The following is a 25,547-nucleotide window of genomic DNA, read 5'->3' on the forward strand; positions in this document are numbered from 1 at the left end:
GCTATCCTCTAGCTTACATGCTTCCTTGAGGGAACCAATCAAGGGTATGGGCGTCATATCCTCCAGTGTAACTCCGTCGCGATCATGGCGATCCGCGTAGAGGGAGCCGAGTTGCGTAAAAGGTCGTTGGCCGTGAGAAATCGGCCTGGCCTCGTTGCGTAACGTCAGCTGCCTCGGCTCGTCGCTCGTGGCTGCGCGGAGTACTCATCAGCGGATTCCGGTCCGCCTGATGCATCGTGGCTCGGTCGCGAATGGCCATGCTGGGGGAAAGCATGCAAGCACATCATGACCGTCCGGCGCTCGCCGTCACAGATAGTCCCCAATCGGTCACGTCGACCGGAAGCGTCGATGCGTCCCACGATCTCGAAATCGGTCCATGTACGACCCAAACGCGGCTGCTGGTCGTAGCAGGCTTCGCCATGACGCTGCTCAGCGCGACACTCGCGTTGGGCTGGTGGGATGCTTTTGGCGATTACGACACGACGGTCGGCTCTGCTGGCGTGGTAGTGTTCGCCCTGATGACCGGTCGGCTGATCTGGATGCTCCCCGCCGAACGGGGATCGGTGGTGATCGTCACCCCCTATGGCATCCGCGATCTCCGCATCGGCAATGAATTTTTGCTGTGGGACTCGATCGCGGAGATTTCGGCTGAAGAACGCCGCGGGCGCAAGGTGATCGTGCTGACGCCGACGCCGGCCTTGCAGCGGCAGCTCTGCACCATCCGCGGCTTGGCCCGTTGTGCGCAGGACGATCGGCAGAACGACCGCATCGTCATCCAGTCGGAGGGTCTGGCGACCGATTTTGATACACTGCTGCGCGCTTGCCGCGACTGTCACGCCGCCGGCGGCCCACGCACCGCATTGCAGCAGGAAGATGAACGCGGCACCCAAGGCTTCGCCGTACAAGCGTCATAAGATCGCCGTTCGCAGATCGCTATGATGGGGCGCCGGATGAACGCATCCCCGGTAACGCCCGGATGTTGCGAGCGAGTGACATTTTCTGGAAATGAGCCAATATAGACAAAGATTCGCTCAAATATCAGGCAGGTGCCTGTTCGTAACTCACCCTGTGCCTACGTTGTGCGTTGCGCCGAGAAGGCGCCCGGGTGTCGAATGATCGTCATGTGCTCACGCTGATTCGAGAGTGGCGCTAAGGAACGGTCCGGTCGCTGCTTTCGTTCAATTGTGTAGCGGAACTCACGCGGAGAGGGATCATGTACAACGATTCTCTATTCAACGCTTTCGCTAAGTCGTTCGAGGCGAGAAGCCAACACGACATGTCGATGGCGGAATATCTGGAATCGTGTCGAAGCGATCCCATGAAATACGCGAACGCGGCCGAACGACTGCTAGCAGCGATCGGTGAGCCCCAGACGATTGACACGGCCAAGGACCCACGCCTTGGCCGTATTTTTTTGAACCGCACGATCCGCACCTATCCGGCATTCGCCGGCTTCTACGGCATGGAAGAAACCATCGAGCGCATCGTCGGTTTCTTCCGTCACGCGGCGCAGGGCCTCGAAGAGCGCAAGCAGATCCTGTATCTGCTCGGTCCGGTCGGCGGCGGCAAGTCCTCGCTCGCCGAGCGGCTCAAGTCGCTGATGGAAGTGCACCCGATCTACGTGCTCAAGGCCGGCGACGAGCTCTCGCCCGTGTTCGAAAGCCCGCTCAGCCTGTTCGATCCGGATCAGCTCGGCCCGATGCTGGAAGAGAAATACGGCATTCCGCGCCGCCGTCTCACCGGCCTGATGAGCCCGTGGTGCTACAAGCGGCTGGAAGCCTTTGGCGGCGACATTTCCCAGTTTCGGGTCGCAAAGATCCAGCCGTCGCGGCTGCGCCAGATCGGCATCGCCAAGACCGAGCCGGGTGACGAGAACAACCAGGACATCTCCTCGCTGGTCGGCAAGGTCGACATCCGCAAGCTCGAAACCTACGCGCAGAACGATCCCGACGCCTATAGCTATTCCGGCGGCCTCAACCGCGCCAACCAGGGCGTGCTCGAGTTCGTCGAGATGTTCAAGGCGCCGATCAAGATGCTGCACCCGCTGCTCACCGCGACGCAGGAAGGCAACTACATCGGCACCGAGAACATCGGCGCTATTCCGTTCACCGGCGTCATCCTCGCGCACTCCAATGAAGCCGAGTGGTCGAGCTTCAAGGCCAACAAGAACAACGAGGCCTTCATCGACCGCATCTGCGTGATCAAGGTGCCTTATTGCCTGCGGATCACGGAAGAGCAGAAGATCTACGAGAAGCTGATCCAGGGCTCCGAGCTCGCGGCCGCGCCTTGCGCGCCCGCGACGCTGGAGACGCTGGCGCGGTTCTCGGTGATGTCTCGGCTGCGGAAGCACGAAAATTCCACGACCTACGCCAAGATGAGGGTTTACGACGGCGAGAGCCTGAAGGAGACCGATCCGAAGGCGCGCAGCGTCCAGGAATATCGCGATGCCGCCGGCGTCGACGAGGGCATGGACGGTGTCTCCACCCGCTTTGCCTTCAAGATCCTGGCTGCGACCTTCAACCACGATCCGCAGGAAGTCGCCGCCGACGCCGTGCATCTGATGTACGCGCTGGAGCAATCGATCAAGCGCGAGCAGCTGCCCGAGGAAGTCGAGAAGCGCTACCTCGAATTCATCAAGGCGGACCTTGCACCGCGTTATGCCGAGTTCATCGGAAACGAGATCCAGAAGGCTTATCTCGAATCCTACTCGGATTACGGCCAGAACCTGTTCGACCGCTATGTCGATTACGCCGATGCCTGGATCGAGGACCAGGATTTCAAGGACGCCGACACCGGCCAGCTGCTTGATCGCGAACTCTTGAACCAGGAGCTGACCAAGATCGAGAAGCCGGCGGGCATCGCCAACCCGAAGGATTTCCGCAACGAGGTGGTCAAATTCTCGTTACGGTCGCGCGCCCAGAACGGTGGCAAGAATCCGACCTGGATCTCCTACGAGAAGATTCGCGATGTGATCGAAAAGCGGATATTCTCCCAGGTCGAGGACCTGCTTCCGGTCATCTCCTTCGGGTCGAAGAAGGACGGCGAGACGGAGAAGAAGCACGGCGAGTTCGTCGCACGCATGGTGGAGCGCGGCTACACCGAGCGTCAGGTTCGCCGGCTCGTCGAATGGTACATGCGCGTGAAGCAGGCCGGTTGAGGCGGATGGTAAAGTGCCGATTCACATTATTGACAGGCGCCTGAATCCAGGCGGCAAGAGTCTCGAGAACCGGCAGCGGTTCTTGCGTCGGGCCAAATCCCTGGTGCAGGGCGCCGTCAAGAAGACCTCGCAGGAACGCGACATCAAGGACGTCCTGGAGGGTGGCGAGGTCACGATCCCGCTCGACGGCATGCACGAGCCGCGTTTCCGCCGCGACGGCGGAACGCGCGACATGGTGTTGCCGGGCAACAAGAAGTTCATCGAGGGCGACTATCTCCAGCGCTCCGGCCAGGGCAGCGCCAAGGACTCCGGTCCGGGCGAAGGCGACAGCGAGGACGCCTTCCGCTTTGTGCTCAGCCGCGACGAATTCGTCGATCTCTTCCTCGATGATCTCGAACTTCCCGATCTGGCCAAGCGCAAGATCGCGCAGACCGAGAGCGAGGGCATCCAGCGCGCCGGCTACACCACGTCGGGCTCGCCATCCAACATCTCGGTGAGCCGGACGGTTCGGCGCGCAATGGCGCGCCGTATCGCGCTCAAGCGTCCCAGCAAGGAGGAGATCGAAGAGCTGGAAGCCGCCATCGCCGCTTGCGCGGATGAGGACGAGCGTCTGGTGCTGATGGCCCAGCTCGAAAAACTGAAGGCGAAGTCCAAGCGCATTCCCTTCATCGATCCGCTCGACATCCGCTATCGCCGCTTCGAGACGGTGCCCAAGCCCGTTGCTCAGGCCGTGATGTTCTGCCTGATGGACGTGTCGGGCTCGATGTCCGAGCACATGAAGGATCTCGCCAAGCGCTTCTACATGCTGCTCTACGTCTTCCTGAAGCGTCGCTACAAGCATGTCGACATCGTCTTCATCCGCCACACCGATCGCGCCGAGGAGGTGGACGAGCAGACCTTCTTCTACGGCCCGGCTTCCGGCGGTACGCTGGTCTCCAGCGCGCTGCAGGCCATGCACGAGATCGTGCGCGAACGCTTCAGCCCGTCGGACTGGAATATCTACGCCGCGCAAGCCTCCGACGGCGACAATTCCTATTCCGACGGCGAGCTCGCGGGCATGCTGCTGACTGACAAGATCCTGCCGGTCTGCCAGTTCTTCGCCTATCTCGAGGTCGGCGAGTCCGGCGGCAGCGCCTTCGATCTGTCCGACTCCTCGCTCTGGACCCTCTACGAGCGCCTGCGCAACAGCGGCGCACCGCTCTCGATGCGCAAGGTCAGCGAGCGCAGCGAGATTTTTCCGGTGTTCCACGACCTGTTTCAGCGCCGCGACACTGCCCAGGAGAAAGCCGCTCCATGACGGAACGCTTGTTCGAAGGCGCCGATTGGGATTTTCACACCTTGCAGCGCATCACGGATGCCTGCGAGGTGGTGGCGACGAAAGATCTCGGGCTCGACGTCTATCCGAACCAGATCGAGGTGATCACCGCCGAGCAGATGCTGGACGCCTATTCGTCGGTCGGCATGCCGCTGTTCTACAAGCACTGGTCATTCGGAAAGCAGTTCGCCTATCACGAGGCCTCATACCGCAAGGGCCTGATGGGGCTCGCTTATGAGATCGTGATCAACTCCTCGCCCTGCATCTCCTATCTGATGGAGGAGAACACGGCGACGATGCAGACCCTGGTGATCGCGCACGCCGCCTTCGGCCACAACCACTTCTTCAAGAACAACTATCTGTTCAAGCAGTGGACCGACGCCGACGGCATCCTGGACTATCTGGATTTCGCCAAGAAGTATGTGATGAGCTGCGAGGATCGCTACGGCCGCACCGAAGTCGAGCGCACGCTGGACGCCGCACATGCGCTGATGTCGCATGGGATCGACCGCTATCCCGGCAAGAAGAAGCTCGATCTCCGCGCCGAAGAGAAGCGGGCAGGGCGCCGCCGCCAGCACGAGGAGGAGGTCTTCAACGACCTCTGGCGCACCGTGCCGGCGGGAAAGAGCAAGACCCGGTCCGCGCTCAGCATCGAACGCCGCCGCAAGCTGCTCGGCCTGCCGCAGGAGAACCTGCTGTATTTCCTCGAGAAGAGCGCGCCGCGGCTGGCGCCCTGGCAGCGCGAGCTGTTGCGCATCGTCCGCCACATCGCGCAATATTTCTATCCGCAGAGCCAGACCAAGGTGATGAACGAGGGGACGGCGACCTACGTCCACTATCGCATCATGACCAAGCTGCATCAGCAGGGCCGCATCAGCGACGGCAATTTCCTCGAATTCCTGCAGTCGCACACCAACGTCGTGTTCCAGCCCGAATTCGACGACCAGCGCTTTTCCGGCTTCAACCCCTATGCGCTCGGCTTCGCCATGATGCAGGACATCGAGCGCATCGTCACCCGGCCGGAAGACGAGGACCGCGAGTGGTTCCCGGACATCGCCGGAAAGAACGACGTGATGGGCGTGCTGCGCGACGTCTGGGCCAACTACCGCGACGAGAGTTTTATCGCCCAGTTCCTGAGCCCGAAGCTGATGCGCCACCTTCGCATGTTCCACCTGCATGACGATCCCGAGGAACGCGCCGGCATCCGGGTCGACGCCATTCACGACGAGCGCGGCTTCCGCCGCGTCCGGCGCGAGCTGGCACGGCAACACGATGTCGGCTACATCGACGCCAATATCGAGGTGGTCGACGTCGATCTCTCCGGCGACCGGCGGCTGATCCTGCATCACCATGTCATCAAGGGCGCGCAGCTCAACGAGACCGACGCCAAGCGCGTGCTCCAGCATCTGGCCGATCTCTGGACCTACGACGTCGCGCTGATCGAGGTCGACGCCAACGACAAGGTGCTGCGCGAATATGTCGTAAGCCCGCGCCCGATCTCGGCGGTGGCCTGACGCTGCTGATTATGCGGAGCAATACGGCGAGATGCGCGTTGATGTGCCCTCGCCCCTTGTGGGAGAGGGCGGCGATGCCGGGAGACACAAGCTCACTGGGGTGAGGGGTATCTCTCCACACTTCCCGTGTCGATAGAGACCCCTCATCCGGCGCTTCGCGCCACCTTCTCCCACAAGGGGAGAAGGAAAGCGTTCGTGGCTCCACAACAACGGTTCTATGCGGAACGTTTCGCCGGCTTCTTCCTGGCTTTCGACGCATTCAGCTCCACCGCCGCGCGGATCAGCGCCTTCAACGCCCTCTCGTTGATCTTTTCGCCTTCGCGAATATCGATCGCGCGGCGCACGTTGCCGTCGAGGCTCGAGTTGAACAGGCCCGCGGGATCCTCCAGCGCCGCGCCCTTGGCAAACGTCATCTTCACCACGGCCTTGTAGGTCTCGCCGGTGCAGATGATGCCGTCGTGCTCCCACACGGGAACGCCGCGCCATTTCCATTCCTCGACGACATCAGGGTCGGCGTCCTTGATCAGGCCGCGGATCCGCCCGAGCATCTCGCCGCGCCAGTCGCCGAGCTCCTTGATCCTGCCGTCGATCAGCCTGGATGGCGAGGCGCCATCCGTCTTCGTCGTGCTGCTGTTTTTCGCGGTCACGGCCTTTTTCATGTTCACGCCTCTTGTCGGGCGCCGCGGCGGCGGCCGAGATATGGCAGCGCGAACATATAGAGCCCGGTCGCAAGCAATGGGATCAATGGGACGAAGGCGAGCAAGCCGATCCACGTCGCCTGGACTTGCAGCGTCAGGGCGACGATGTTGGCGATGACGGCAAGCGTGAAAGCGATCGACAGCCAGCGATGGATCTGCCGAATCCACATATTTCCGGTCAATGAAACCTCCTCTTGAGATGATCGAATGAAGGCCGGCGGCCGAGCTAATCCGCCCGCGCCAGCAGCTCGTCCAGCTTGGCGAAAAACTGCTTCCAGCCGGCGTGCGCGCCGCCGAAAGCCTGCTTCTGCGTTGGGCTGAAGCCCGCTTGCTCGACGCGCAGATGCGTGCCTGCGCCGGTCGGGGTCAGCGTGAAGGTCACGACGCTCTTGAGATCGAACGCCGCGTCGTCATGCGAGAAATTCCAGGTGTAGGCGAGCGTCTTCTGCGGCTCGATGGTGAGGACCTCGCAGTCCAGCACGCCGCCCCACTCGCCGCGAAGATTGAAGCGGTGGCCCACGCTCGGCTTGAAGTCGTTCTTCATCAGCCATTCCTCGATCAGATGTGGCTGCGTCAGCGCGCGCCAGATCCGCTCTGCCGGAAAGGCAAATTCGCGCTCGACGACGACAGATCGGGTTTCGGCCGCGGATTCGTTCATTGGTCCATCCTCTTCAGGAGATCGTCGAGCGCGTCGAGCCGGTTCTGCCAGAACCCGGCCATCTGGCTGGTCCAGTCGATCAGCGGATTGAGCGCGCCGGGCTGGGCGCTGTAATGGGTCTGCCGCCCTTGATGCCGGTCGCGCACGAGGCCGGCCTGCTTCAGCGCACCGAGATGTTTCGAGACCGCCGGCTGGGACACGCCCGACAGTGCCGTCAGGGCCCCGACCGTCTGTTCGCCCTCGCGGCACAGTCGCTCGAAGATCGCCCGACGGGTGGGGTCGGCGAGCGTTCTGAACAGAAGATCGTGGGCGGCGACGGGCATATAATCCATAACCTGTAAGTTATGGGTGTATTCATAACCCCAGGGTTATGGGTAAGTCAAGCGCGTTGCGAGCGTGTGGTCCTCGCTCGCGCAACCCGCTCCGCCGTCATTGCGAGGAGCCCTTGCGACGAATCAATCCAGTCTGCCTCAGTGGAGGGACTGGATTGTTTCGCTGCGCTCGCAATGACGGACAATGTAGCGGCGCCTCCCGCGCCCTACGGCCGCAGATAAAGATAGCCGTGCGACTGGAGCTCGGCCAAACGGACCACGCCGCCCTTCTCCGCGCTGACGAAGCCCGGCAAGAGATCCGTGAGCGTGACGTTCTGCGCCTTCATCGTGTTGCCGCAGGCGGCAAGCTCGACGCCATCCTTGGAGAAATCGCCGACGCGCTTGCTGATGTCAGGGTTGGCCTGCGCCCAGTGAAACGCCTTCAGCGCCGGTCCGTGGATCACCAGCGCGATCGTCACATGCTCGGGGCCGCCCACGCCGTCGATGTGGTTCTGGATGTTGCCCAGCACGAAATTGACCTTCTCGGCATCGCTCAAATGATAGACCACCTTCAGCTTGTTGCCCGTGCCGGCTTCGGTCGCGGCCTTCGCGCTGGAGGCGCCAAGCGCCGCGCCCAGGCCTGAGATGGCGCTCCACAACATGTTCCGGCGGTTCATGACGATCTCCCTCGATTGCGCCGGACACATATCATTTGTGGCGGAGCGCGGCGAGTTCCTTGCGGTCGGTCACGAGCGAGGCGCATTCCTTGTTGTCCGTTCGATCTAGGCGGAAAATCCCGTCATCGGCCCCGGCGACCAGCGATTGCTCGGCATCCTCATCCGGCTTGTTGTTCTGCCAGACCCTGACCCGCGCCAGCCGCACGATCGCCGATTTGTCGTCCTTCGAGAGCGCGACGCCGATGCCGCCGCCCTCGCAGTCGACGCCGCAACCGAGGCGGATCTCGGTGCCGTCCTTGGTAAACACGGCGTGATGACAGGAGCCGCTGGAGTCGAAATCGCCGGAGCGGTGACGATATCTGAATCCGAGGCGGAAGGAGTTGTGGAGCTGCTTGTCCTCCGTGTCCAATTCCGCCGAGATCAGCAGCTCTTCATCGAGGCGACCTTCTGCTTCGGATGGTGCGGCAGATGCTCGGCATCGTAGCGCCGCACGAAGCAGGCATAGGCCCTGTTGCCGGGTGCACCGACATACATGCGCGCGTTGAAGGTCTCGACTTCGGCCTTGCTGGCCTCACGGAGATCGTCGGCCTCCTCGGCGTGGGCCGCGCCGGCAAACGCGGCGAGGAAGACGGCAGCAACGAGAAAAAACTTCATGATGGCCTCGCGTGCAGCAACTGAGCTGTACGCTGTAGACGCCGCCCAGGTACGACGCGTTCAACGTTCGCAATCTGACGTGATCTTCGCAGGACGGAGCGAGGTGAAGTTCCACGCCGGGCGTTAGTCTTCGGTGGGGTCACGAAGGTTCATTCGAGCTGACGCCTTCGCCTTTCGGAACTCGACGCCGACGATTGCTCCGACGTTGCCCGATTTCATCGATGTGATAGCCTTCACAGACGATCGCCTCTCGCAGTCGTAGGCTGGGGTCTGCCTTGTAGTTTGTGGAGTCCCCCCGCAATGGGCGAAATTCGCAACTTCAGATCCGGGAATGACGAGCCGCCCACACACGGCCCTGTGCCTCGTCGTCTCGCGGCCATCATTGTCGGTGACATCGCTTCCTACAGCCGCCTGATGCAGGCCGACGAGGAGGGCACGCACGTCCGCGTCAAGCGGATCGAGCGGGATCTCATCCAGCCCAGCATCGTCGAGCACCACGGAAGTCTGGTGAAGACGACGGGCGATGGCTTCATCGCGATCTTCGACAGTCCGGTCGAGGCCGTGCGATGCAGCATCGTCATCCAGCAAAATCTCATCGGCCGCAACGCCTCGCTTCCGAAGGAGACCCGGATCGAGTACCGGATCGGCGTCAATCTCGGTGACGTCATCGTGGAGCCTGATGACGTCTACGGCGATGGCGTCAACATCGCGACGCGCATCGAGGGCATCGCAGAGCCAGGCCAGGTCTTTATCTCCGGCGCGATCTACGAGCAGATAAAGCACAAGGTCGTGTGCGGTTACGAGTCGCTCGGGGACCGCAAAGTCAAGAACATCACCGATCCCGTGCGCGTCTATAAAGTGCTGCCGGATGCAGACGCGGTCGGCAGGACGCGCGGGCGGCGCGAGAATGCTCTGATCTTTCTCCTGGGAATCACGCTGTCGGTGATGGCCGCCGGCGTGCTGTGGTATCTGCTGGCTCAGACGCCGGGCAGGGTGGGCGAGCAGGCCGCCGTCACTACCGTTTCTCCTGCCACTTCTCCGGCCGCACCGCCGAGCCCGCAGCCTCCGCCGCGCGAAGCGGCGCCGCAGACGCCGCAGCCGTCTCCCTCCGCGGCTTCGTCATCTCCATCGCCCGCTCCGGCGCCAATTCAATCGACGAGTCAATCGGCAAGTCAATCGCCAATTCCCGTCCGCGAACCCGAGATGGTCGCCATTCGCGGCGGCAGCTTTGCGATGGGAAGCAACGACGACCCGACCGAGCGTCCTGTCCATCAGGTGACGGTCAAGCCGTTCTCGATCGGAAAATATCCGGTGACCGTGCAGGAATGGAACGAGTGCGCCGCTGCAAAGGCGTGCGGCTTCACGGCGATCGGCAAGGACGATGCGCCTGTCAGCAATGTGAGCTGGACCGACGCGCAGCAATATGCGGCCTATCTCGCTCAGGCGACGAAGAAGACTTATCGGCTTCCGAGCGAAGCCGAATGGGAATATGCCGCGCGGGGCGGAACGCAGACCAAATATTGGTGGGGCGACAAGCTGCAGCCGGGCATGGCCGGCTGCAAGGATTGCGGTGATCTCGCGGCCGAGCAGCCCGCGAAGGTCGGCAGCTTCAGGCCGAATCCGTTCGGGCTCCACGACATGGGCGGGGGCGTCGATCAGTGGGTCGAGGACTGCTGGCACAAGACCTATCAGGGCGCGCCCGGCGACGGCTCGGCATGGAGCAGCGGGGACTGCAGCGCTCATGTCCTGCGCTCGGGCTCCTGGAAGAACGATTCGAGATATGTGCGGCCGTCCAACCGCGACGGCTACGACACCAATGTTCGTTATCCCACGCACGGATTCCGCGTGGCGCTCAGTCCCTAAGTGGTGGAGTTGGTTTGATGCAGATATTTCGTTGCGTCGCGCTGGCGGCGGCGCTTGCATTGCTCCCGGCGGTAGCCTTCTCGCAAGGCAAGGCAGCGCCCAAGGACGCAAAGCTCTATTTCATCACCCCGCATGACGGGCAGAAGGTCCGCGGCGGATTCTGGGTCCGGTTCGGCTTGCGCAACATGGGAGTGACCCATGCCGGCGACGAGTATCAGAACGCCGGCCACCATCATCTGCTGATCGACGTCAACGATCCCATCGATCCCAAGGAGCCGATCCTGCAGGACAAGTCGCATCTGCATTTCGGGGCAGGGCAGACCGAAACGCTGCTCGAGCTTCCGCCCGGAACGCACACGCTTCAGCTCGTGCTGGGCGATGCCAGGCACTATCCGTTCGAGCCGCCCATCGTGTCGGAGAAAATCGCCATACGCGTCCGGCAGCCGGCCGCGGCGCGATAGGCGATCACCGCAGGCTGGCGTTGAACTTGTCCAGCGCCGCCGAGCCCGGGCAGAGCGTGTCCGCTTCCAGCGTGTTGAGCGGCGTCTCGACCGTGTTGAGATGCTCGTGCAGATCTTCCGCATCAGGGTCGACGTAGAGCAGGCCGGTGACGATCTGTCCCTTGGCGGCGTGCTTTTGCAGAAAGGTCTGGGCGCCGAGCCGGTCATGCGGATCGTAGTCGGCGTCGATCTTGCGCAGCGCGATCCTGCTGCCGTCATGCTGCTCGACCATCTGCACCGTGCCTGGTGCGTAATCCACCGCGATCGGATCGCGGCCAACCAGCACGTCGAGCCGGTTCACCGCGTCATTGTGCTCGCGGACATAGTCGAAGCTCTTGGTCGAGCCGGCGTGGTTGTTGAAGGCGATGCAGGGGCTGATGACGTCGATGAACGAAGCGCCCTTGTGGCGGATCGCGGCCGCGATCAGCGGCACGAGCTGGGTCTTGTCGCCGGAGAACGAGCGCGCGACGAAAGTCGCGCCCAACTGCAGCGCGATCGCGACGAGGTCGATGGCGTTGTCGGTGTTGGTGACGCCCTTTTTGCTCTTCGAGCCGCGGTCGGCGGTCGCCGAGAACTGGCCCTTGGTCAGGCCGTAGACCCCGTTGTTCTCGACGATATAGGTCATGTTGACGCCGCGCCGGATCGAATGCGCGAACTGGCCGAAGCCGATCGAGGCGGAATCGCCGTCGCCGGAGACGCCGAGATAGATCAAATCGCGATTGGCGAGGTTGGCTCCGGTCAGGACCGACGGCATGCGGCCGTGCACGGAGTTGAAGCCGTGCGAATTGCCGAGGAAATAGTCGGGCGTCTTGGACGAGCAGCCGATGCCCGAGATTTTTGCCACCCGGTGCGGCTCGATCGAGAGCTCATAGCAGGCCTCGATGATCGAGGCCGTGATCGAATCATGGCCGCAGCCGGCGCACAGCGTCGAGATCTTGCCTTCGTAGTCGCGATGGGTGTAGCCGAGCTCGTTCTTCTTCAGCCCGGGATGGTGGAATTTCGGCTTTGCAATGTAGGTCATGACACGGCCTTGCGGAGCGGGGTCACCTTGAGGTGATCCTGGTGGTCGCCAATGGCTTTTGCGATGAAGCGGGCGGTGATCGGTGAGCCGTCGTAATGCACGATCGGCACCAGCCGCACCGGGTCGATGCCGTTCTCGTTGACGATCAACTGGCGCAGCTGGCTGTCGCGATTCTGCTCGACGACGTAGACGAAATCGTGCTCGGCGAGGAAGCTCGCCACGCTGGAGTGAAACGGGAAGGCTCGGATGCGCAGGCGGTCGAGCTGGTGCCCGCGCGTTTCCAGCAGCCCGATCGCCTCGTCCATCGCCGGCGAGGTTGAGCCGAAATAGATCACGCCGTATTTGGTCGGCCGTTCCGCATTGGCCTGGAGCGGCCGCGGCACCATGTCCTGCGCGGACTCGAACTTGCGCATGAGCCGCTGCATGTTGTCGGCGTAGACCGAGCCTTCCTCGGAGTAACGCGCATAGCGGTCACGCGACGTGCCGCGGGTGAAATAGGACCCCTTGGTCGGATGCGTGCCGGGATAGGTGCGGTAGGGGATGCCGTCGCCGTCGACGTCGAGATAGCGGCCGAAGTCGCGGCCTTCGTCCAGCATCTCCGCCGTCATCACCTTGCCGCGGTCATATTGCTTGGAATCGTCCCACTTCAGCGGACGGCAGAGCCGGTGGTTCATGCCGATGTCGAGGTCCAGCATCAGGAAGATGGTGGTTTGGAGCCGCTCGGCGAGATCGAAGGCCGCGGCCGCGAACTCGAACGCTTCAGCGGGATCTTCGGGGAACAGCAGCACATGCTTGGTGTCGCCATGCGAAGCATAGGCGCAGGCGATGATGTCGCATTGCTGGGTGCGGGTCGGCATGCCGGTCGAGGGACCGGCGCGCTGGATGTTCATGATCACGGCCGGGATTTCGGCGAAGTACGAAAGTCCAATGAACTCGGTCATCAACGAGATGCCGGGGCCTGAGGTCGCGGTGAAGGCGCGGGCGCCGTTCCAGGAGGCGCCGATCACGATGCCGATCGAAGCGAGCTCGTCCTCGCCCTGCACGATGGCGTATTTGGCCTTGCCGGTCTCGGGATCGTGCCGGTACTTCTTGCAGTGGGCGGTGAAAGCCTCCGCTACCGACGAGGATGGCGTGATCGGATACCAGGCGCATACCGTGGCGCCGCCATAGACGGCGCCGAGCGCGGCCGCGCTGTTGCCCTCGATGAAGATGCGGTCGCCGACCTTGTCGGACTTCTTCACCCGCAGCCCGGTCGGGCATTTCAGGTTTTGCAGCGCCCAGTCGCGGCCGAGATGCAGCGCGTGGACGTTGGAGGACAAGAGCTTCTCCTTGCCCTTGTACTGTTCGCCGATGAGCTGCTCGATCAGCTTCGGATCCATGTCGAGCAGCGCCGAGAGTGCCCCGAGATAGATGATGTTCTTGAACAGCTGGCGCTGGCGCGGATCGGTGTAGGTCGAGTTGGTGATCGCAGTCAAGGGAACGCCGATCACGGTGATGTCGTCGCGGAATTTCGTCGACGGCATCGGCTTGGTGGAATCATAGAACAGATAGCCGCCGGGCTCGATGCCAGCCACGTCCTTGTCCCAGGTCTGCGGGTTCATGGCGACCATCATGTCGACGCCGCCGCGGGCGCCGAGATGGCCATCTTCGGTCACCCGCACCTCGTACCAGGTCGGCAGGCCCTGGATGTTGGAGGGGAAAATGTTGCGCGGGCTGACCGGAACGCCATGGCGCAGGATCGCGCGCGCGAACATCTCGTTGGCGCTGGCCGAGCCCGATCCGTTGACGTTGGCGAAGCGGACGACGAAGTCGTTTACGCTGCTGATCGGCTTTTTGTCGGACATGTCGAACCCGCTTGAGTCATTTCGATCAAATATTTCTGCATGTCCCAGGCGCCGGTGGGACAACGCTCGGCGCACAGCCCGCAATGCAGGCAGACGTCCTCGTCCTTCACCATCACGCGCCCGGTCTTGAGATCAGAGGACACGTAGAGGTCCTGGTCGGGATGCAGTGACGGCGCCTTCAGGCGCTGGCGCAGATCGGTTTCCTCGCCATTTTCCGTGAAGGTGATGCAATCCATCGGACAGATGTCGACGCAGGCATCGCACTCGATGCAGAGCGATGTCGAGAACACGGTCTGGACGTCGCAGTTCAGGCAGCGATGGGCTTCGCCGAGCGCGAGCTTGACGTCGTAGCCGAGTTCGACCTCGGTGCGGATGTCCTTCAGCGCGATCACCTTGTCGCGATGCGGCACCTTGTAGCGCTTGTCGTTGGAGATGTCGTTGTCATAGCTCCATTCGTGGATGCCCATCTTCTGCGAGGAGACGTGCACCTCCGGCAATGGCCGCTCGGTGACGTCCTCGCCCGAGAGCATTTTGTGGATCGACAGCGCGGCGTCATGGCCCTGCGCCACCGCCCAGATGATGTTCTTCGGCCCGAACGCGGCGTCGCCGCCGAAGAACACTTTTGGATTGGTGGATACGAACGTCTTCGGATCGACCTTGGGCATGTGCCATTTGTCGAACTCGATGCCGCAATCCTGCTCAATCCAGGGGAAAGCGTTCTCCTGGCCGACCGCGACCAGCACGTCGTCGCATTCGATGGTCTGGTCCGGCTCGCCCGAGGGCACGAGATTGCGGCGGCCCTTGGCGTCGTATTCGGCCTTCACCTTCTGGAAGGTGATACCGGTGAGCTTGCCGTTATCGTGGACGAAAGCCGTGGGCACGAGGAAGTTGAGGATCGGGATGTCCTCGTGGAGCGCGTCTTCCTTTTCCCAGGGCGAGGCCTTCATTTCCTCGAAGCCGGAGCGCACGACGACCTTCACCTCTTCGCCGCCGAGGCGGCGCGCGGTGCGGCAGCAATCCATCGCGGTGTTGCCGCCGCCGAGCACGATGACGCGCTTGCCGATCTTGTCGGTATGGCCGAACGAGACCGAGGACAGCCAATCGATGCCGATATGGACGTTGGCGGCGGCTTCCTTGCGTCCGGGAATGTCGAGCTCGCGGCCGCGCGGTGCGCCGGAGCCGACGAAGATCGCGTCGTACTTCTCCGCGAGCAGCGCCTTCATGCTCTCGATGCGGTGGCCGCCCTTGAAGTCGACCCCGAGACCCAGGATGTAGCCGGTCTCCTCGTCGATGACCGAGTCGGGCAGGCGGAATTTCGGGATCTGCGAGCGCATCATGCCGCCGGCTTGGGGATCGGCGTCGAACACGGTGCAATGATAGCCGAGCGGCGCGAGATCGCGCGCCACCGTCAGCGAAGCGGGACCGCCGCCGACGAAGGCAACGCGCTTGCCGTTCTTGGCCGCGGGCCGCGGCAGGCGTTGCGTGATGTCGTCCTTGAAGTCGGCGGCGACGCGCTTCAGGCGGCAGATCGCGACCGGCGTCTCCTCGACACGTCCGCGGCGGCACGCCGGCTCGCATGGGCGATCGCAGGTGCGTCCCAGAATTCCGGGAAACACGTTCGATTTCCAATTGATCATATAGGCGTCGCTGTAGCGGCCTTGGGCGATCAGTCGGATGTATTCGGGAACGGGGGTGTGCGCAGGACAGGCCCATTGGCAATCGACCACTTTGTGAAAGTAGTCGGGGGCCGCAATATCGGTCGGTTTCATTCCTACCCTGTCCGCGCAGGCTCAAAGACCCGGCGGCCTTTTCTTGAGCTTGGCGAACGCTAACGCGCGGCGATCTGGTTTCTGAATGACGTCATTGGGTTAGCTTATTAGAACCGTTCCGAAGTACAACGGCAAATTTCGCGCTTCCCCTCTTTCATGGGCGCCACGCGCACACAGCATTAACGGCCGCGCGCAGTATGTGGCGGTGCAACATGTTGCAATGCGTGCGACGGCTTAGTTGCGCGCGATGTCGCTCTTGGCGAGGTCCCACATCAGGCTGTAGGTGCCGACCGACACGGGAAGCGGGAATGGCGAGGCGGCAGGGCCGGTGAAGCGCGCAGCGATCACGGCCGAGACCGCGCCGACATGCGTGCCGTCGATCAGCACGAACCAGTCGCGCGCGCCTTCATTGCGTACTGCCGGAACATCCGCCGTTGCGCCCGACAATTCCGGCTCGCTCTCGAGCAGATGCATCGAGATGATACCGTCGTGCTTGTCCGGCGCCAGCCGTTCTTGCAGTGCGTCACGCCACGCGGCTGCATTGTCCGGCGTCGGCCGCAGCCGCACGAGGCCGAGCGCCGCGCTGCGTCCGGTACCATTGCTGATCGTGATGCGGGCGACCACGCGCAGCATGTCCTTGAAATGCGCCATGCTCCGCCGCGACCATTCAGTCTGGTTGGCGAGCCGCGCCCGGTAGGCGGGACTGTCGAGCACGTCGAGTGTCGCGGTCGAATACAGCGAGAGGTATTTGGGATTGGCGGCGTGCGCGACATAGCGCCGCGCCTCCAGAAAACCCTCGATCGCAACGCGCTCTTCCAGATGCTCGCGATCGTACCAGCGATTGAAATCGGCTTCGGCGGCCGCATCGATGTTCATCGACGTCAGCAGCATGCCCTTCCCGGCGAGTGGCATTTTCTTGTTGTCCCGCTATCGCGAAATCTTCGAAGCGATATCCGCGATCGACTTCATGACCGCGTCCCGCACGCCGGCATCATAGAGCGAATGTCCGGCTTCTTCCACGACGCGAATCTCGGAACCCGGCCACGCTTTCGCGAGCGCCTGCGATGTCTCGGGAGGGCACAACAGATCGTAGCGGCCCTGGACGATGATGCCGGGGATGCCGTCGAGCTTGCCGGCGTTCCGCAACAACTGGTTCTCCGTCATGAAGCTGTCCTGGACGAAATAATGCGCCTCCATGAACGGCGTCGCCGGCAATGTGCGCCACACGTTCAGCGACGCCAGGTCCAGGCGAGTCTTTGCCGCCTTGTGCTCCGACAGGGCGCGCTCGGTGTCGTGCCAGGCGCGCGATGCGGGGCCATGCACGGCCGGATCGGGATCGAGGATGCGGCGATAATAGGCCTCCACTGGCCGCGCGCGTTCCTCGACCGGCAGCACGCTGAGGAAATCCTCGTAGAGGGCGGGGTAGAATTGCGACAGGCGCGAGGTGAAGGCGATCTCGACTTCAGCACGCGTGCCGAGAAACGTCGCGCGGAGCGCAATCCCGGAGACGCGCGTAGGATGGGCCTGCGCATAAGCCAGCGCCAGCGTCGCGCCCCAGGAGCCGCCGACCACCATCCAGCGCGCGACCCCGAATTTCTCGCGGATCTGTTCCATGTCCGCGATCAGATGCTGCGTGGTGTTGTGTGCGCGCGATCCCTTCGGCCGGCTGCGGCCGCAGCCGCGCTGGTCGAACAGCACGGCATGGAAACGGTCGGGATCAAAGAGGCGGCGATGGTCGGGTTGGCAGCCGCTGCCGGGGCCGCCATGCAGATAGACCGCGGGGATTCCGTCGGTGCGGCCGACGCTCTCGACATAGAGCTCGTGGCCGTCGCCGACGTCGAGCATTTCGGAGGTCAGCGGCGCAAAGGGATCGGCGCGCTTGACTGAGCTGGCCGCGTCGGCGTCAGGCATCATTCCCGGATTCCAGAGTGCCGCCGGCGAAATTGCGATAGACGAAGCGGTTGGTTTCGCCCTCGGCCTCGCGCTCGGCCTGCTTGAAGATGGTCTCGTGCAGCGGCGACAGCGCACAGGCAGGATCGGTGTTGGCGGCATCACCGGTCAGCGCAAAGGCCTGGCAGCGGCAGCCGCCGAAATCGACCTCGCGGAATTCGCAACTCTTGCACGGCTCCTTCATCCAGCCGGTGCCGCGATAGCGGTTGAAGGCCTCCGAGTTCTGCCAGATCCAGGCGATCGAATGGTTGGAGCGCACCGATTCGAAGTCGAGCCCGGTGATGCTCTCGGCGGCGTGGCAGGGCAGCACCTTGCCGGCCGGCGAAATGTTGAAGAACTGCCGGCCCCAGCCGCCCATGCACTTCTTCGGCCGCAGCGCGTAATAATCGGGCACCACATAGTCGATCGTCAGCCGGCCCTTCAGCCGCTCGCGCGCTTCTTCGACGATGCGGGTGCACTCGTCGAGCTGCGCCACCGTCGGCATCAAGGCGGCGCGGTTCTTCAGCGCCCAGCCGTAATATTGGACGTTGGCGACCTCGAGCCGGTCGGCGTCGAGGTCGACCGACATCTGGATGATATCAGGCAACTGGTGCAGGTTCTGCCGGTGCATCACCGCATTCACGGTGAGCGGCAAATCGAGCTCGCGCGTCCATTTTGCCACTTCGAGCTTCTTGCGGTGCCCGTTTTTGTAGCCGCCGACGCGATCGGCGAGGGCTTCTTCAACGCCCTGGAAGCTGATCTGGACGTGGCAGAGCCCGGCATCGGCAAGCTCGCTCAGCCGCTCGCGCGACAGCAGCACCGCCGAGGTGATGAGGTTGGTGTAGAGGCCGACATCGCTGGCATGCTTGACCAGCTCGACCAGGTCCTTGCGCGCGGTCGGCTCGCCGCCGGAGAAATGCACCTGGAGCACGCCGATCTCGGCGAGCTCGCTCAATACCTTCTTCCATTCCTCGGTGGTCAGCTCCTTGCCCGAGCGGTCGAGCTCGACCGGGTTGGAGCAATAGGGGCATTGCAGCGGGCAGCGATGGGTGATTTCGAGCAGCACGGCGAGCGGAATGCCGAACGTCTCTGCCGTCGAGCGGCTCTTCTCCAGCACCGCGAGGCTGTCGCTGGCGTCGGGCGGGATGGTGGGATTGCCGAGCACATCGCTCATGACGTCTTCTCCCGGGCCTCCGTGAGAAAGCCCTTGTCGGCGAGATCCTGCAGCATGACAATGACGTCGGCCAGGATCGCCTCGCGCGGCGCGGCGTATTTTGCCGCGAGCTGGTCGGACATTTCGCCGACATTGCGCTCGCCGTCGCAGAGCTGCAAGACCTCGACCGCGATCTCGTCCGGCGCCAGCACGCGTTCGGGCGCCAGGATCACCCAGACCTTTCGCGTCTCGTCATATTTCAGCTTGGCGTGCCGCGGCAGCACCGGCCGGCTGGTCTCGCTGACGCTGATGTGACGCGGCCCGGCCATCGCTTGTTCCTCAGCTCGCTTTTTGGTGTTCTTGGGGCACGAACGCGCCCGGCGGAATGTGGCCTTCGACATAGGCGTGCTGGAGCGCGTCGAGCTGCACCCATAACACGTTGGTCTTGAAGATCAGCGCGTTGCAGACGGACGCGCGTTGCTCGGGCGTGGTGGCATGCGCCTTGACATAGTCGAGCGCAAAGCCGGCGTCGCGCGGCGCCTGCGCCAGCCGGCGCTTGAAGTAGCTCATGATATCAGGATTGACGAAGTCGTAGTGCTCCAGCATTCCGGAGATGCGTTCTTCGTGCAGGTTCGGCGCGAACAATTCGGTGAGCGAGGAGGCGATTGCCTCCAGCGGCGACTTCTCGCGGCAATAGTGCACATAGGCTTCCACCGCAAAGCGCGTCGCGGGCAGGATGCCTTCGGTCGATTCCACGTAAGCTGTGTCCAGCCCGAGGCCGTCGGTCAGCTTCAGCCAGCGCTCGATACCGCCTTCGGAGCCGATATCGCCGTCATGATCCTCGATGCGGTGGCGCCATTCCACGCGCGTGGCGCGGTCGCGGAAGCGCGAGATCACCACCGCGTCCTTGATCGGGATGGTGCTCTGGTAATAGTAGCGGTTCAGCGCCCAGGCCTGGACCTGGCCCTTGTTCAGCTTGCCGCCGTGCAGCATCTTATGGAACGGATGCAGGCTGTGATAGCGCGTCGCACCGATATGGCGCAGCGCCGCCTCCAGCTCCTCGGCGCTAGTGAGCCTGATGTCCTTGCCGACCGAGAGCGCGGTCATTCCACTCAGTGAGGCGGCATTCACAGCACGATCTCCGTTCCGTCAGCGGGTATCTGCCAGCCCGCCGCTTCAGCGGCCTTGCGCTCGGGGGAAGCGGGCAGCAGCGCCGGGTTCGAGTTATTGATATGCAGAAATATTTTCCTGTCGAGAGTGAGGTCGGCGAGCCGCGCGATGGCGCCGTGGTCGCCGGACATCGCGACATGGCCCATGCTCTTGCCGGTCTTGTGGCTAAGCCCGGCCTTGATCATCTCGTCGTCCTGCCACACCGTGCCGTCGAAGAACACCAGCGCGGCGCCGTCGATCTCGGCCTTGAGCGCGTCGGTGACCTCGGCGCAGGCGGCGATGAAGTAGAAGCATTTGCCGGTCGATTTATCGGTGATCTTCAGCCCCAGCGTATCGCCCTCGCCGGCGTCGCCGCCCGGATGCGCCTTGCCTTCCAGGTACCAGGCCGATTTGCCCGAGACCGCGAAGGGCAGCACCTCGATGCCTGAGCGCGCCCCGTCCGGCAGCCGCGGCTCGAACGGCTCGTTGGTGTCGACTGGCTGGCGCTGCACGTTCTTCTCGTTCAGCACGTTGAAGATGCTGTTGGCCTTCAGGATCGCCAGCACCTTCTCATGCGCATAGACCGTGAAGGGCGAGCCCTCGCGCATCGACAGCAGGCCTGCCACCGCGTCCACTTCACTGTTGGTCAGGATCACGCCTGCGATCGGCGTATGGCGCAGCGCGCCTGCCTTCGGATGCAGCTGTGGCGTGGCATTCAGTTGCTGGCGGAGGTCGGGGGAGGCGTTGATCAAGAACCAATGCTCGCCGTCGCCACTGAAGGCGACCGAGGCTTGGGTCCGTTGCAGCTCTTGGCCGTTTTCACGGGCCGTCCGGCAGCCCTCGCAGCCGCAATTCCATTGCGGCACTCCGCCGCCGGCTGCGGCGCCCAGGACGACGACGCGAAGCATGATCCGTCTCCTGGAAGCAATGTCGCGAGGTGGACCTCACGCAAACACAAATCCCGTCTTCCGGACATGCATCGTGACCGAAAGATCCACCTGCGCAGAACGCGAATTCACCAACCGCTTACTTGCGGGTGGCGCTCACATACATGTTGATTTCCATGCCACAGGGCACTTCGACGATCTTCGGGGCTTTCCAGGCCATTTCGGCTCTCCATTTTCGAGATTTCGGACGTATCCGCCCGGGGCTAAGTTACTGCGAGCACAAAAGTTCGCCAGTGAAATTTTCCCGAACAAGAGCATATTGCGCCGCGAGAAAAGCCCGGGGAACGGTACTTTCTGGTGATGCAGCCCTGCGCTTGGCGCATTCGGTCGCGAACCCTGTCCTGATAAAGCAGTTGTGAGTGCAGTGCAGCTTTCAATCCGGTACAGGCGACCCAACTGGAACTTCGTGATGCCCAGATATTTCTTCAACACCCGTATCGGCGACGAACTGATCGTGGATCCTGAGGGAGAGGATTTGCGCAATCCCGATCGCGCCTGGGAGGTTGCCCGCCAGATGATTCTGGAGGTGCTGAGATCGGAAGGCACCCAGCCGGCCCTACTTGAGGCCGTCATCGAGGTCACCGACCGCGAAGGCGAGATCGTGCTCGAATTCCCCTTCACCGAGGCATTGCTGGACATCCCGGACCAGTCCGCGACGCGGCACTAGCCCCCGACCCTCTCCCCGTCATTGCGACGAGCCCTTGCGACGAAGCAATCCAGACTGCTTCCGCGGAGGCAGTCTGGATTGCTTCGCTTCGCTCGCAATGACGGAGAATGAGCCTCACCCGGCATCCCCCGCCCTTCGCCCCTGCGAAATCCGCATGGCTTTGCCGCGTTCCCGGGGCTAAAAGACGCCGGTTAAACGGAGCAAGCCATGCAAGATCTCTGGCGCCTGTCGGCGGCCGACCTCGCCAACCTCGTCAAAACCAAAAAGGTCTCCGCCAGGGAGGCCGCGCAGGCCGGCTTGGCCCGGCTCGACGCCGTCAATCCCAGCCTCAACGCCGTGATCGACCACCGCCCGGAGGACGTGCTCAAGCAGGCCGACGCCGTCGATGCCGCCATTGCGCGGGGTGAGGACCCCGGTGTGCTGGCCGGCGTGCCCGTCACCATCAAAGCCAATGTCGACCAGGCGGGCTTTGCCACCACCAATGGCCTCAAGCTCCAGCGCGACCTGATCGCGCGCGAGGACAATCCGGTGGTTGCCAATTTCCGCAAAGCCGGCGCCATTCTCCTTGGGCGCACCAATTGCCCGGCCTTCTCCTATCGCTGGTTCACCACCAATCTGGTCCACGGCGACACCAAGAATCCCCGCGACGCCTCGCTGACGCCGGGCGGCTCGTCCGGCGGCGCCGGTTCCGCGGTCGCGGCCGGCATCGGCCACATCGCCCACGGCACCGATATCGCCGGCTCGATCCGCTATCCCGCCTATGCCTGCGGCGTGCATGGCTTGCGCCCGACGCTCGGCCGCATCCCGGCCTTCAATCCGGCCCTGTCGGAGCGCCCGATCGGGCCGCAGATCATGGCGGTGTCGGGACCGCTGGCCCGCACCGTCAACGACATCAGGATTTCGCTCGCGGCCATGTCCGCCCGCGACATCCGCGATCCCTGGTTTGTGCCGGTGCCGCTGGAAGGCCCTGCGCGGCCCAAGCGCGCCGCGCTGTGTCTCAATCCGGACGGCCTGGCCACCGCGCCCGAGGTGAAGGCCGCCGTCATCGACGCCGGCAAGCGGCTCGAGCGTGCCGGCTGGACCGTCGACACAATCGAGAACACCCCGCCGATGCGCGAGGCCGTCGAGTGGCAGATCAAGCTCTGGCTGGGCGACGGCTACGAGGCGCAGCTCGAGATGGCCGAGCGTGAGGGCGATCCGGGCGCTCTGGCGTGCCTGCGCGGCAATCGCGCCAGGCTTACGCCGATGGACCAGGCAAATTACGCCAAGGCTTTGACCCGCCGCGCCACGCTGACCCGCGACTGGATGTTGTTCTTCGAGACCTATGCCGTGCTGCTGACGCCGGTCTCCGGCGAATTGCCGTTTCCCGATCATCTCGACCGCAAGGACGACGACGCCTTCAAACGCGTCTGGGAAGCACAGCTGCCGCAGATCGCCATTCCCTTCATGGGCCTGCCGGGCCTCGTGGTCTCCACCGGCCTCGTCGGCAAGGCGCCCGTTGGCGTGCACATCGTGTCCGGCCGCTATCGCGAGGATCTCTGTCTCCTTGCCGGCGAAGCGATCGAGGCGGGCGGCGTGCCGCCGTCGCCGATCGATCCCGTGGGTTAGCGATGTCGGTGATCTACGACTTCAAGGCCAACTCGCTTCTCGGCGAAGAAGTGCCCATGCGCAGCTTCGAGGGGCAGGTGCTGCTGATCGTCAACACCGCGAGCAAATGCGGCTTCACGCCGCAATATCGCGGGCTGGAGGATCTGCATCGCGATCTCAATCCGCGCGGCTTCTCGGTGCTCGGCTTTCCCTGTAACCAGTTCGGTGCGCAGGAGCCTGGACCGGCGAGCGAGATCCAGGCGTTCTGCTCGACCAATTACGACGTCACCTTTCCCCTGTTCGAGAAGATCGACGTCAACGGCAGCAATGCGCATCCGTTGTATGAGTACCTGAAACGCCAGCAATCCGGCCTGCTCGGCGCCTCCATCAAATGGAATTTCACCAAATTCCTGGTGGATCGCGCCGGCAAGGTGGTTTCGCGCTATGCGCCGACCGCGCGGCCCGAAGGATTGCGGCAGCAAATCGAGACCCTGTTATGAGCGAGACAATCATGAGCGACGAATTTCCGGACCGCCTCTCGGTCGATCCGAACAGCCCCTTTTACAATGCGGACATCCTGGCGCGCGACGTCGGCATCCGCTTCAAGGGTGTCGAGAAGACCAATGTCGAGGAATACTGCATCAGCGAAGGCTGGGTTCGCGTCACCGCAGGCAACGCCAAGGACCGCCACGGCAACCCGCTGACCATCAAGGTGCACGGCCCGGTCGAGCCGTATTTCAGGGATAAGAAGTAGGAGCGCGCGCTCTCCACCCGTCATCGAGCGCGCTCTCTCCTTGTCATTGCGAGCGTAGCGAAGCAATCCAGGATCTTTCCGCGAAGGCAGTCTGGATTGCTTCGTCGCAAGAGCTCCTCGCAATGACGAAAGTGAAAGGCCAACCCCATGTCCGTCCGCATCGTCGACGTCCGCGAGATCACGAAACCGATCTCTTCGCCGATCCGCAACGCCTATATCGATTTCACCAAGATGACGACGAGCCTGGTTGCCGTCGTCACCGACGTCGTCCGCGACGGCAAGCGCGTCGTCGGCTACGGCTTCAACTCCAACGGCCGGTACGGGCAGGGCGGCCTGATCCGCGAGCGTTTTGCCGCGCGCATCCTGGAGGCCGACTCGAAATCGCTGCTGAACGCGGCCGGCGACAATCTCGATCCCGACAAGGTCTGGGGCGCGATGATGACCAACGAGAAGCCGGGCGGCCATGGCGAGCGCTCCGTCGCGGTCGGCACCATCGACATGGCGGTGTGGGATGCGGTGGCGAAGATCGCGGGCCAACCGCTGTTCCGCCTGCTCGCCGAGCGTCATGGCGTCAAAGCCAATCCACGCGTGTTCGTCTACGCCGCCGGCGGCTATTACTATCCGGGCAAGGACCTCTCGATGCTGCGCGGCGAGATGCGCGGCTATCTCGATCGCGGCTACAACGTCGTGAAGATGAAGATCGGCGGCGCCGATATCGAGGACGACCGCGCCCGCATCGAGGCGGTGCTGAAGGAGATCGGCAAGGACGCGCAGCTCGCCGTGGACGCCAACGGCCGCTTCGATCTCGAGACCGGGATCGCCTATGCCAAGATGCTGCGGGATTATCCCCTGTTCTGGTACGAGGAAGTCGGCGATCCCCTCGACTACGCGCTGCAGGCAGCCCTCGCCGAATTCTATCCGGGACCGATGGCAACGGGCGAAAACCTGTTCAGCCACCAGGACGCCCGCAATTTGATACGCTACGGCGGCATGCGCCCCGACCGCGACTGGCTGCAATTCGACTGCGCGTTGTCCTACGGCCTGTGCGAATACCAGCGCACGCTGGAGGTGCTGAAAACGTATGGCTGGTCGCCGAGCCGCTGCATCCCGCACGGCGGCCACCAGATGTCGCTCAACATCGCAGCCGGCTTGGGCCTCGGCGGCAATGAGAGCTATCCCGACCTGTTCCAGCCCTATGGCGGCTTCCCCGACGGCGTCCGCGTCGAGAACGGCCACATCACCATGCCCGACCTGCCGGGCATCGGCTTCGAGGGCAAATCGGATCTCTACAAGGAAATGAAGGCGCTGGCGGAGTAGGAGGCGCATGTTAGGGGCGACGGCCGCGCTAATTATTCGGTGTCGTCCCGGCGAAGCCCGGGA

The 25,547-nt window shown here is 63.2% G+C and carries 26 protein-coding genes and 1 pseudogene; 11 read left to right on the plus strand and 16 right to left on the minus strand.

What is annotated here, in order from left to right:
* The first annotated feature begins 251 nt into the window (after positions 1-251).
* The 4 genes from N551_RS0133120 to N551_RS0133135 all read left to right on the plus strand — a co-directional run bounded on the left by N551_RS0133120 (position 252) and on the right by N551_RS0133135 (position 5,986).
* On the plus strand, positions 252-914 hold the full coding sequence (locus N551_RS0133120; protein WP_027570569.1) for a hypothetical protein: 663 nt from the start codon (positions 252-254) through the stop codon (positions 912-914).
* A gap of 299 nt (positions 915-1,213) precedes the next feature.
* On the plus strand, positions 1,214-3,157 hold the full coding sequence (locus tag N551_RS0133125) for a PrkA family serine protein kinase (protein ID WP_007595704.1): 1,944 nt from the start codon (positions 1,214-1,216) through the stop codon (positions 3,155-3,157).
* Between the two features lie 19 nt (positions 3,158-3,176).
* Positions 3,177-4,454, plus strand: coding sequence for a YeaH/YhbH family protein (locus N551_RS0133130; RefSeq protein WP_027570570.1), 1,278 nt, complete (start codon positions 3,177-3,179; stop codon positions 4,452-4,454).
* The gene (locus N551_RS0133135) at positions 4,451-5,986 is read left to right on the plus strand and encodes a SpoVR family protein (RefSeq protein ID WP_027570571.1); all 1,536 of its coding nucleotides are present in this window, start codon (positions 4,451-4,453) and stop codon (positions 5,984-5,986) included. The genes N551_RS0133130 and N551_RS0133135 overlap by 4 nt, the downstream gene beginning before the upstream one ends.
* Positions 5,987-6,201: 215 nt before the next feature.
* Here N551_RS0133135 and N551_RS0133140 read toward each other — a convergent pair whose 3' ends face one another.
* The 6 genes and pseudogenes from N551_RS0133140 to N551_RS36475 all read right to left on the minus strand — a co-directional run bounded on the left by N551_RS0133140 (position 6,202) and on the right by N551_RS36475 (position 8,984).
* Positions 6,202-6,645 (minus strand): DUF1801 domain-containing protein, encoded by a 444-nt coding sequence (locus N551_RS0133140; protein ID WP_027570572.1) that lies wholly within the window; start codon positions 6,643-6,645, stop codon positions 6,202-6,204.
* A gap of 2 nt (positions 6,646-6,647) precedes the next feature.
* Positions 6,648-6,866: a hypothetical protein gene (locus N551_RS0133145; RefSeq protein ID WP_027570573.1), complete on the minus strand. Its 219-nt coding sequence runs from the start codon at positions 6,864-6,866 to the stop codon at positions 6,648-6,650.
* 44 nt (positions 6,867-6,910) lie between these two features.
* Positions 6,911-7,342, minus strand: coding sequence for an SRPBCC domain-containing protein (locus N551_RS0133150; protein WP_027570574.1), 432 nt, complete (start codon positions 7,340-7,342; stop codon positions 6,911-6,913).
* The gene (locus tag N551_RS0133155) at positions 7,339-7,665 is read right to left on the minus strand and encodes a helix-turn-helix transcriptional regulator (protein WP_027570575.1); all 327 of its coding nucleotides are present in this window, start codon (positions 7,663-7,665) and stop codon (positions 7,339-7,341) included. The genes N551_RS0133150 and N551_RS0133155 overlap by 4 nt, the downstream gene beginning before the upstream one ends.
* Before the next feature lie 215 nt (positions 7,666-7,880).
* Complete coding sequence (locus tag N551_RS0133160) at positions 7,881-8,330, minus strand: DsrE family protein (RefSeq protein ID WP_027570576.1); 450 nt, start codon at positions 8,328-8,330, stop codon at positions 7,881-7,883.
* A 31-nt stretch (positions 8,331-8,361) separates the two neighbouring features.
* Positions 8,362-8,984, minus strand: a pseudogene (locus tag N551_RS36475) (hypothetical protein).
* A 300-nt stretch (positions 8,985-9,284) separates the two neighbouring features.
* Here N551_RS36475 and N551_RS0133170 point away from each other — a divergent pair.
* Both N551_RS0133170 and N551_RS0133175 read left to right on the plus strand, forming a co-directional pair.
* The gene (locus N551_RS0133170) at positions 9,285-10,847 is read left to right on the plus strand and encodes an SUMF1/EgtB/PvdO family nonheme iron enzyme (protein ID WP_027570577.1); all 1,563 of its coding nucleotides are present in this window, start codon (positions 9,285-9,287) and stop codon (positions 10,845-10,847) included.
* Between the two features lie 17 nt (positions 10,848-10,864).
* On the plus strand, positions 10,865-11,308 hold the full coding sequence (locus N551_RS0133175; RefSeq protein ID WP_027570578.1) for a DUF4399 domain-containing protein: 444 nt from the start codon (positions 10,865-10,867) through the stop codon (positions 11,306-11,308).
* 4 nt (positions 11,309-11,312) lie between these two features.
* Here N551_RS0133175 and N551_RS0133180 read toward each other — a convergent pair whose 3' ends face one another.
* The 10 genes from N551_RS0133180 to pqqA all read right to left on the minus strand — a co-directional run bounded on the left by N551_RS0133180 (position 11,313) and on the right by pqqA (position 21,319).
* Positions 11,313-12,368, minus strand: a complete 1,056-nt coding sequence (locus N551_RS0133180) for a 2-oxoacid:ferredoxin oxidoreductase subunit beta (RefSeq protein WP_018454076.1) — start codon at positions 12,366-12,368, stop codon at positions 11,313-11,315.
* Entirely contained in the window at positions 12,365-14,212 is a 1,848-nt protein-coding gene (locus tag N551_RS0133185; protein WP_027570579.1) for a 2-oxoacid:acceptor oxidoreductase subunit alpha, read from the minus strand. The genes N551_RS0133180 and N551_RS0133185 overlap by 4 nt, the downstream gene beginning before the upstream one ends.
* Complete coding sequence (locus tag N551_RS0133190; RefSeq protein WP_027570580.1) at positions 14,182-15,981, minus strand: FAD-dependent oxidoreductase; 1,800 nt, start codon at positions 15,979-15,981, stop codon at positions 14,182-14,184. The genes N551_RS0133185 and N551_RS0133190 overlap by 31 nt, the downstream gene beginning before the upstream one ends.
* 234 nt (positions 15,982-16,215) lie before the next feature.
* A complete protein-coding gene (locus N551_RS0133195; protein WP_027570581.1) occupies positions 16,216-16,893 on the minus strand; it encodes a DUF4286 family protein in 678 nt (225 codons plus the stop codon).
* 15 nt (positions 16,894-16,908) lie between these two features.
* Positions 16,909-17,895 (minus strand): prolyl aminopeptidase, encoded by a 987-nt coding sequence (pip, locus tag N551_RS0133200; RefSeq protein WP_027570582.1) that lies wholly within the window; start codon positions 17,893-17,895, stop codon positions 16,909-16,911.
* The gene (gene pqqE, locus N551_RS0133205) at positions 17,885-19,084 is read right to left on the minus strand and encodes a pyrroloquinoline quinone biosynthesis protein PqqE (RefSeq protein ID WP_027570583.1); all 1,200 of its coding nucleotides are present in this window, start codon (positions 19,082-19,084) and stop codon (positions 17,885-17,887) included. Before pqqE ends, pip begins: the two co-directional genes overlap by 11 nt.
* Positions 19,081-19,392 carry a pyrroloquinoline quinone biosynthesis peptide chaperone PqqD gene (pqqD, locus tag N551_RS0133210; protein WP_007613770.1) on the minus strand — a complete coding sequence of 104 codons (312 nt, stop codon included), beginning with the start codon at positions 19,390-19,392 and terminating at the stop codon, positions 19,081-19,083. Before pqqD ends, pqqE begins: the two co-directional genes overlap by 4 nt.
* Positions 19,393-19,402: 10 nt before the next feature.
* Positions 19,403-20,170, minus strand: coding sequence for a pyrroloquinoline-quinone synthase PqqC (gene pqqC / locus N551_RS0133215; protein ID WP_249800176.1), 768 nt, complete (start codon positions 20,168-20,170; stop codon positions 19,403-19,405).
* 20 nt (positions 20,171-20,190) lie between these two features.
* Complete coding sequence (pqqB, locus tag N551_RS0133220) at positions 20,191-21,120, minus strand: pyrroloquinoline quinone biosynthesis protein PqqB (RefSeq protein ID WP_027570585.1); 930 nt, start codon at positions 21,118-21,120, stop codon at positions 20,191-20,193.
* 118 nt (positions 21,121-21,238) lie between these two features.
* A complete protein-coding gene (gene pqqA, locus N551_RS36480; protein WP_007595659.1) occupies positions 21,239-21,319 on the minus strand; it encodes a pyrroloquinoline quinone precursor peptide PqqA in 81 nt (26 codons plus the stop codon).
* Between the two features lie 249 nt (positions 21,320-21,568).
* Between pqqA and N551_RS0133230 the strand changes: the two genes are divergently transcribed.
* The 5 genes from N551_RS0133230 to tarD all read left to right on the plus strand — a co-directional run bounded on the left by N551_RS0133230 (position 21,569) and on the right by tarD (position 25,484).
* Entirely contained in the window at positions 21,569-21,826 is a 258-nt protein-coding gene (locus N551_RS0133230; RefSeq protein ID WP_007613759.1) for a hypothetical protein, read from the plus strand.
* 207 nt (positions 21,827-22,033) lie between these two features.
* Positions 22,034-23,434, plus strand: coding sequence for an amidase family protein (locus N551_RS0133235; protein WP_027570586.1), 1,401 nt, complete (start codon positions 22,034-22,036; stop codon positions 23,432-23,434).
* Between the two features lie 2 nt (positions 23,435-23,436).
* Positions 23,437-23,913, plus strand: coding sequence for a glutathione peroxidase (locus N551_RS0133240; protein ID WP_027519751.1), 477 nt, complete (start codon positions 23,437-23,439; stop codon positions 23,911-23,913).
* Positions 23,910-24,167, plus strand: a complete 258-nt coding sequence (locus N551_RS0133245; RefSeq protein ID WP_007613756.1) for a DUF3297 family protein — start codon at positions 23,910-23,912, stop codon at positions 24,165-24,167. Before N551_RS0133240 ends, N551_RS0133245 begins: the two co-directional genes overlap by 4 nt.
* 147 nt (positions 24,168-24,314) lie before the next feature.
* Complete coding sequence (gene tarD / locus N551_RS0133250) at positions 24,315-25,484, plus strand: D(-)-tartrate dehydratase (protein WP_027570587.1); 1,170 nt, start codon at positions 24,315-24,317, stop codon at positions 25,482-25,484.
* The last annotated feature ends 63 nt before the right edge of the window (positions 25,485-25,547 follow it).

This window comes from Bradyrhizobium sp. URHA0013, from assembly GCF_000518345.1.
Taxonomy (GTDB): domain Bacteria; phylum Pseudomonadota; class Alphaproteobacteria; order Rhizobiales; family Xanthobacteraceae; genus Bradyrhizobium.

What these genes read in the sequence shown, in the direction of transcription:
- N551_RS0133120 (WP_027570569.1), top strand. Translation starts at nt 252, where the DNA reads ATGGCCATGCTGGGGGAAAGCATGCAAGCACATCATGACCGTCCGGCG.
- N551_RS0133125 (WP_007595704.1), top strand. Translation starts at nt 1,214, where the DNA reads ATGTACAACGATTCTCTATTCAACGCTTTCGCTAAGTCGTTCGAGGCG.
- N551_RS0133135 (WP_027570571.1), top strand. Translation starts at nt 4,451, where the DNA reads ATGACGGAACGCTTGTTCGAAGGCGCCGATTGGGATTTTCACACCTTG.
- N551_RS0133140 (WP_027570572.1), bottom strand. Translation starts at nt 6,645, where the DNA reads ATGAAAAAGGCCGTGACCGCGAAAAACAGCAGCACGACGAAGACGGAT.
- N551_RS0133150 (WP_027570574.1), bottom strand. Translation starts at nt 7,342, where the DNA reads ATGAACGAATCCGCGGCCGAAACCCGATCTGTCGTCGTCGAGCGCGAA.
- N551_RS0133155 (WP_027570575.1), bottom strand. Translation starts at nt 7,665, where the DNA reads ATGCCCGTCGCCGCCCACGATCTTCTGTTCAGAACGCTCGCCGACCCC.
- N551_RS0133160 (WP_027570576.1), bottom strand. Translation starts at nt 8,330, where the DNA reads ATGAACCGCCGGAACATGTTGTGGAGCGCCATCTCAGGCCTGGGCGCG.
- N551_RS0133170 (WP_027570577.1), top strand. Translation starts at nt 9,285, where the DNA reads ATGGGCGAAATTCGCAACTTCAGATCCGGGAATGACGAGCCGCCCACA.
- N551_RS0133175 (WP_027570578.1), top strand. Translation starts at nt 10,865, where the DNA reads ATGCAGATATTTCGTTGCGTCGCGCTGGCGGCGGCGCTTGCATTGCTC.
- N551_RS0133180 (WP_018454076.1), bottom strand. Translation starts at nt 12,368, where the DNA reads ATGACCTACATTGCAAAGCCGAAATTCCACCATCCCGGGCTGAAGAAG.
- N551_RS0133185 (WP_027570579.1), bottom strand. Translation starts at nt 14,212, where the DNA reads ATGTCCGACAAAAAGCCGATCAGCAGCGTAAACGACTTCGTCGTCCGC.
- N551_RS0133190 (WP_027570580.1), bottom strand. Translation starts at nt 15,981, where the DNA reads ATGAAACCGACCGATATTGCGGCCCCCGACTACTTTCACAAAGTGGTC.
- N551_RS0133195 (WP_027570581.1), bottom strand. Translation starts at nt 16,893, where the DNA reads ATGCCACTCGCCGGGAAGGGCATGCTGCTGACGTCGATGAACATCGAT.
- pip (WP_027570582.1), bottom strand. Translation starts at nt 17,895, where the DNA reads ATGATGCCTGACGCCGACGCGGCCAGCTCAGTCAAGCGCGCCGATCCC.
- pqqE (WP_027570583.1), bottom strand. Translation starts at nt 19,084, where the DNA reads ATGAGCGATGTGCTCGGCAATCCCACCATCCCGCCCGACGCCAGCGAC.
- pqqD (WP_007613770.1), bottom strand. Translation starts at nt 19,392, where the DNA reads ATGGCCGGGCCGCGTCACATCAGCGTCAGCGAGACCAGCCGGCCGGTG.
- pqqC (WP_249800176.1), bottom strand. Translation starts at nt 20,170, where the DNA reads ATGACCGCGCTCTCGGTCGGCAAGGACATCAGGCTCACTAGCGCCGAG.
- pqqB (WP_027570585.1), bottom strand. Translation starts at nt 21,120, where the DNA reads ATGCTTCGCGTCGTCGTCCTGGGCGCCGCAGCCGGCGGCGGAGTGCCG.
- pqqA (WP_007595659.1), bottom strand. Translation starts at nt 21,319, where the DNA reads ATGGCCTGGAAAGCCCCGAAGATCGTCGAAGTGCCCTGTGGCATGGAA.
- N551_RS0133230 (WP_007613759.1), top strand. Translation starts at nt 21,569, where the DNA reads ATGCCCAGATATTTCTTCAACACCCGTATCGGCGACGAACTGATCGTG.
- N551_RS0133235 (WP_027570586.1), top strand. Translation starts at nt 22,034, where the DNA reads ATGCAAGATCTCTGGCGCCTGTCGGCGGCCGACCTCGCCAACCTCGTC.
- N551_RS0133240 (WP_027519751.1), top strand. Translation starts at nt 23,437, where the DNA reads ATGTCGGTGATCTACGACTTCAAGGCCAACTCGCTTCTCGGCGAAGAA.
- N551_RS0133245 (WP_007613756.1), top strand. Translation starts at nt 23,910, where the DNA reads ATGAGCGAGACAATCATGAGCGACGAATTTCCGGACCGCCTCTCGGTC.
- tarD (WP_027570587.1), top strand. Translation starts at nt 24,315, where the DNA reads ATGTCCGTCCGCATCGTCGACGTCCGCGAGATCACGAAACCGATCTCT.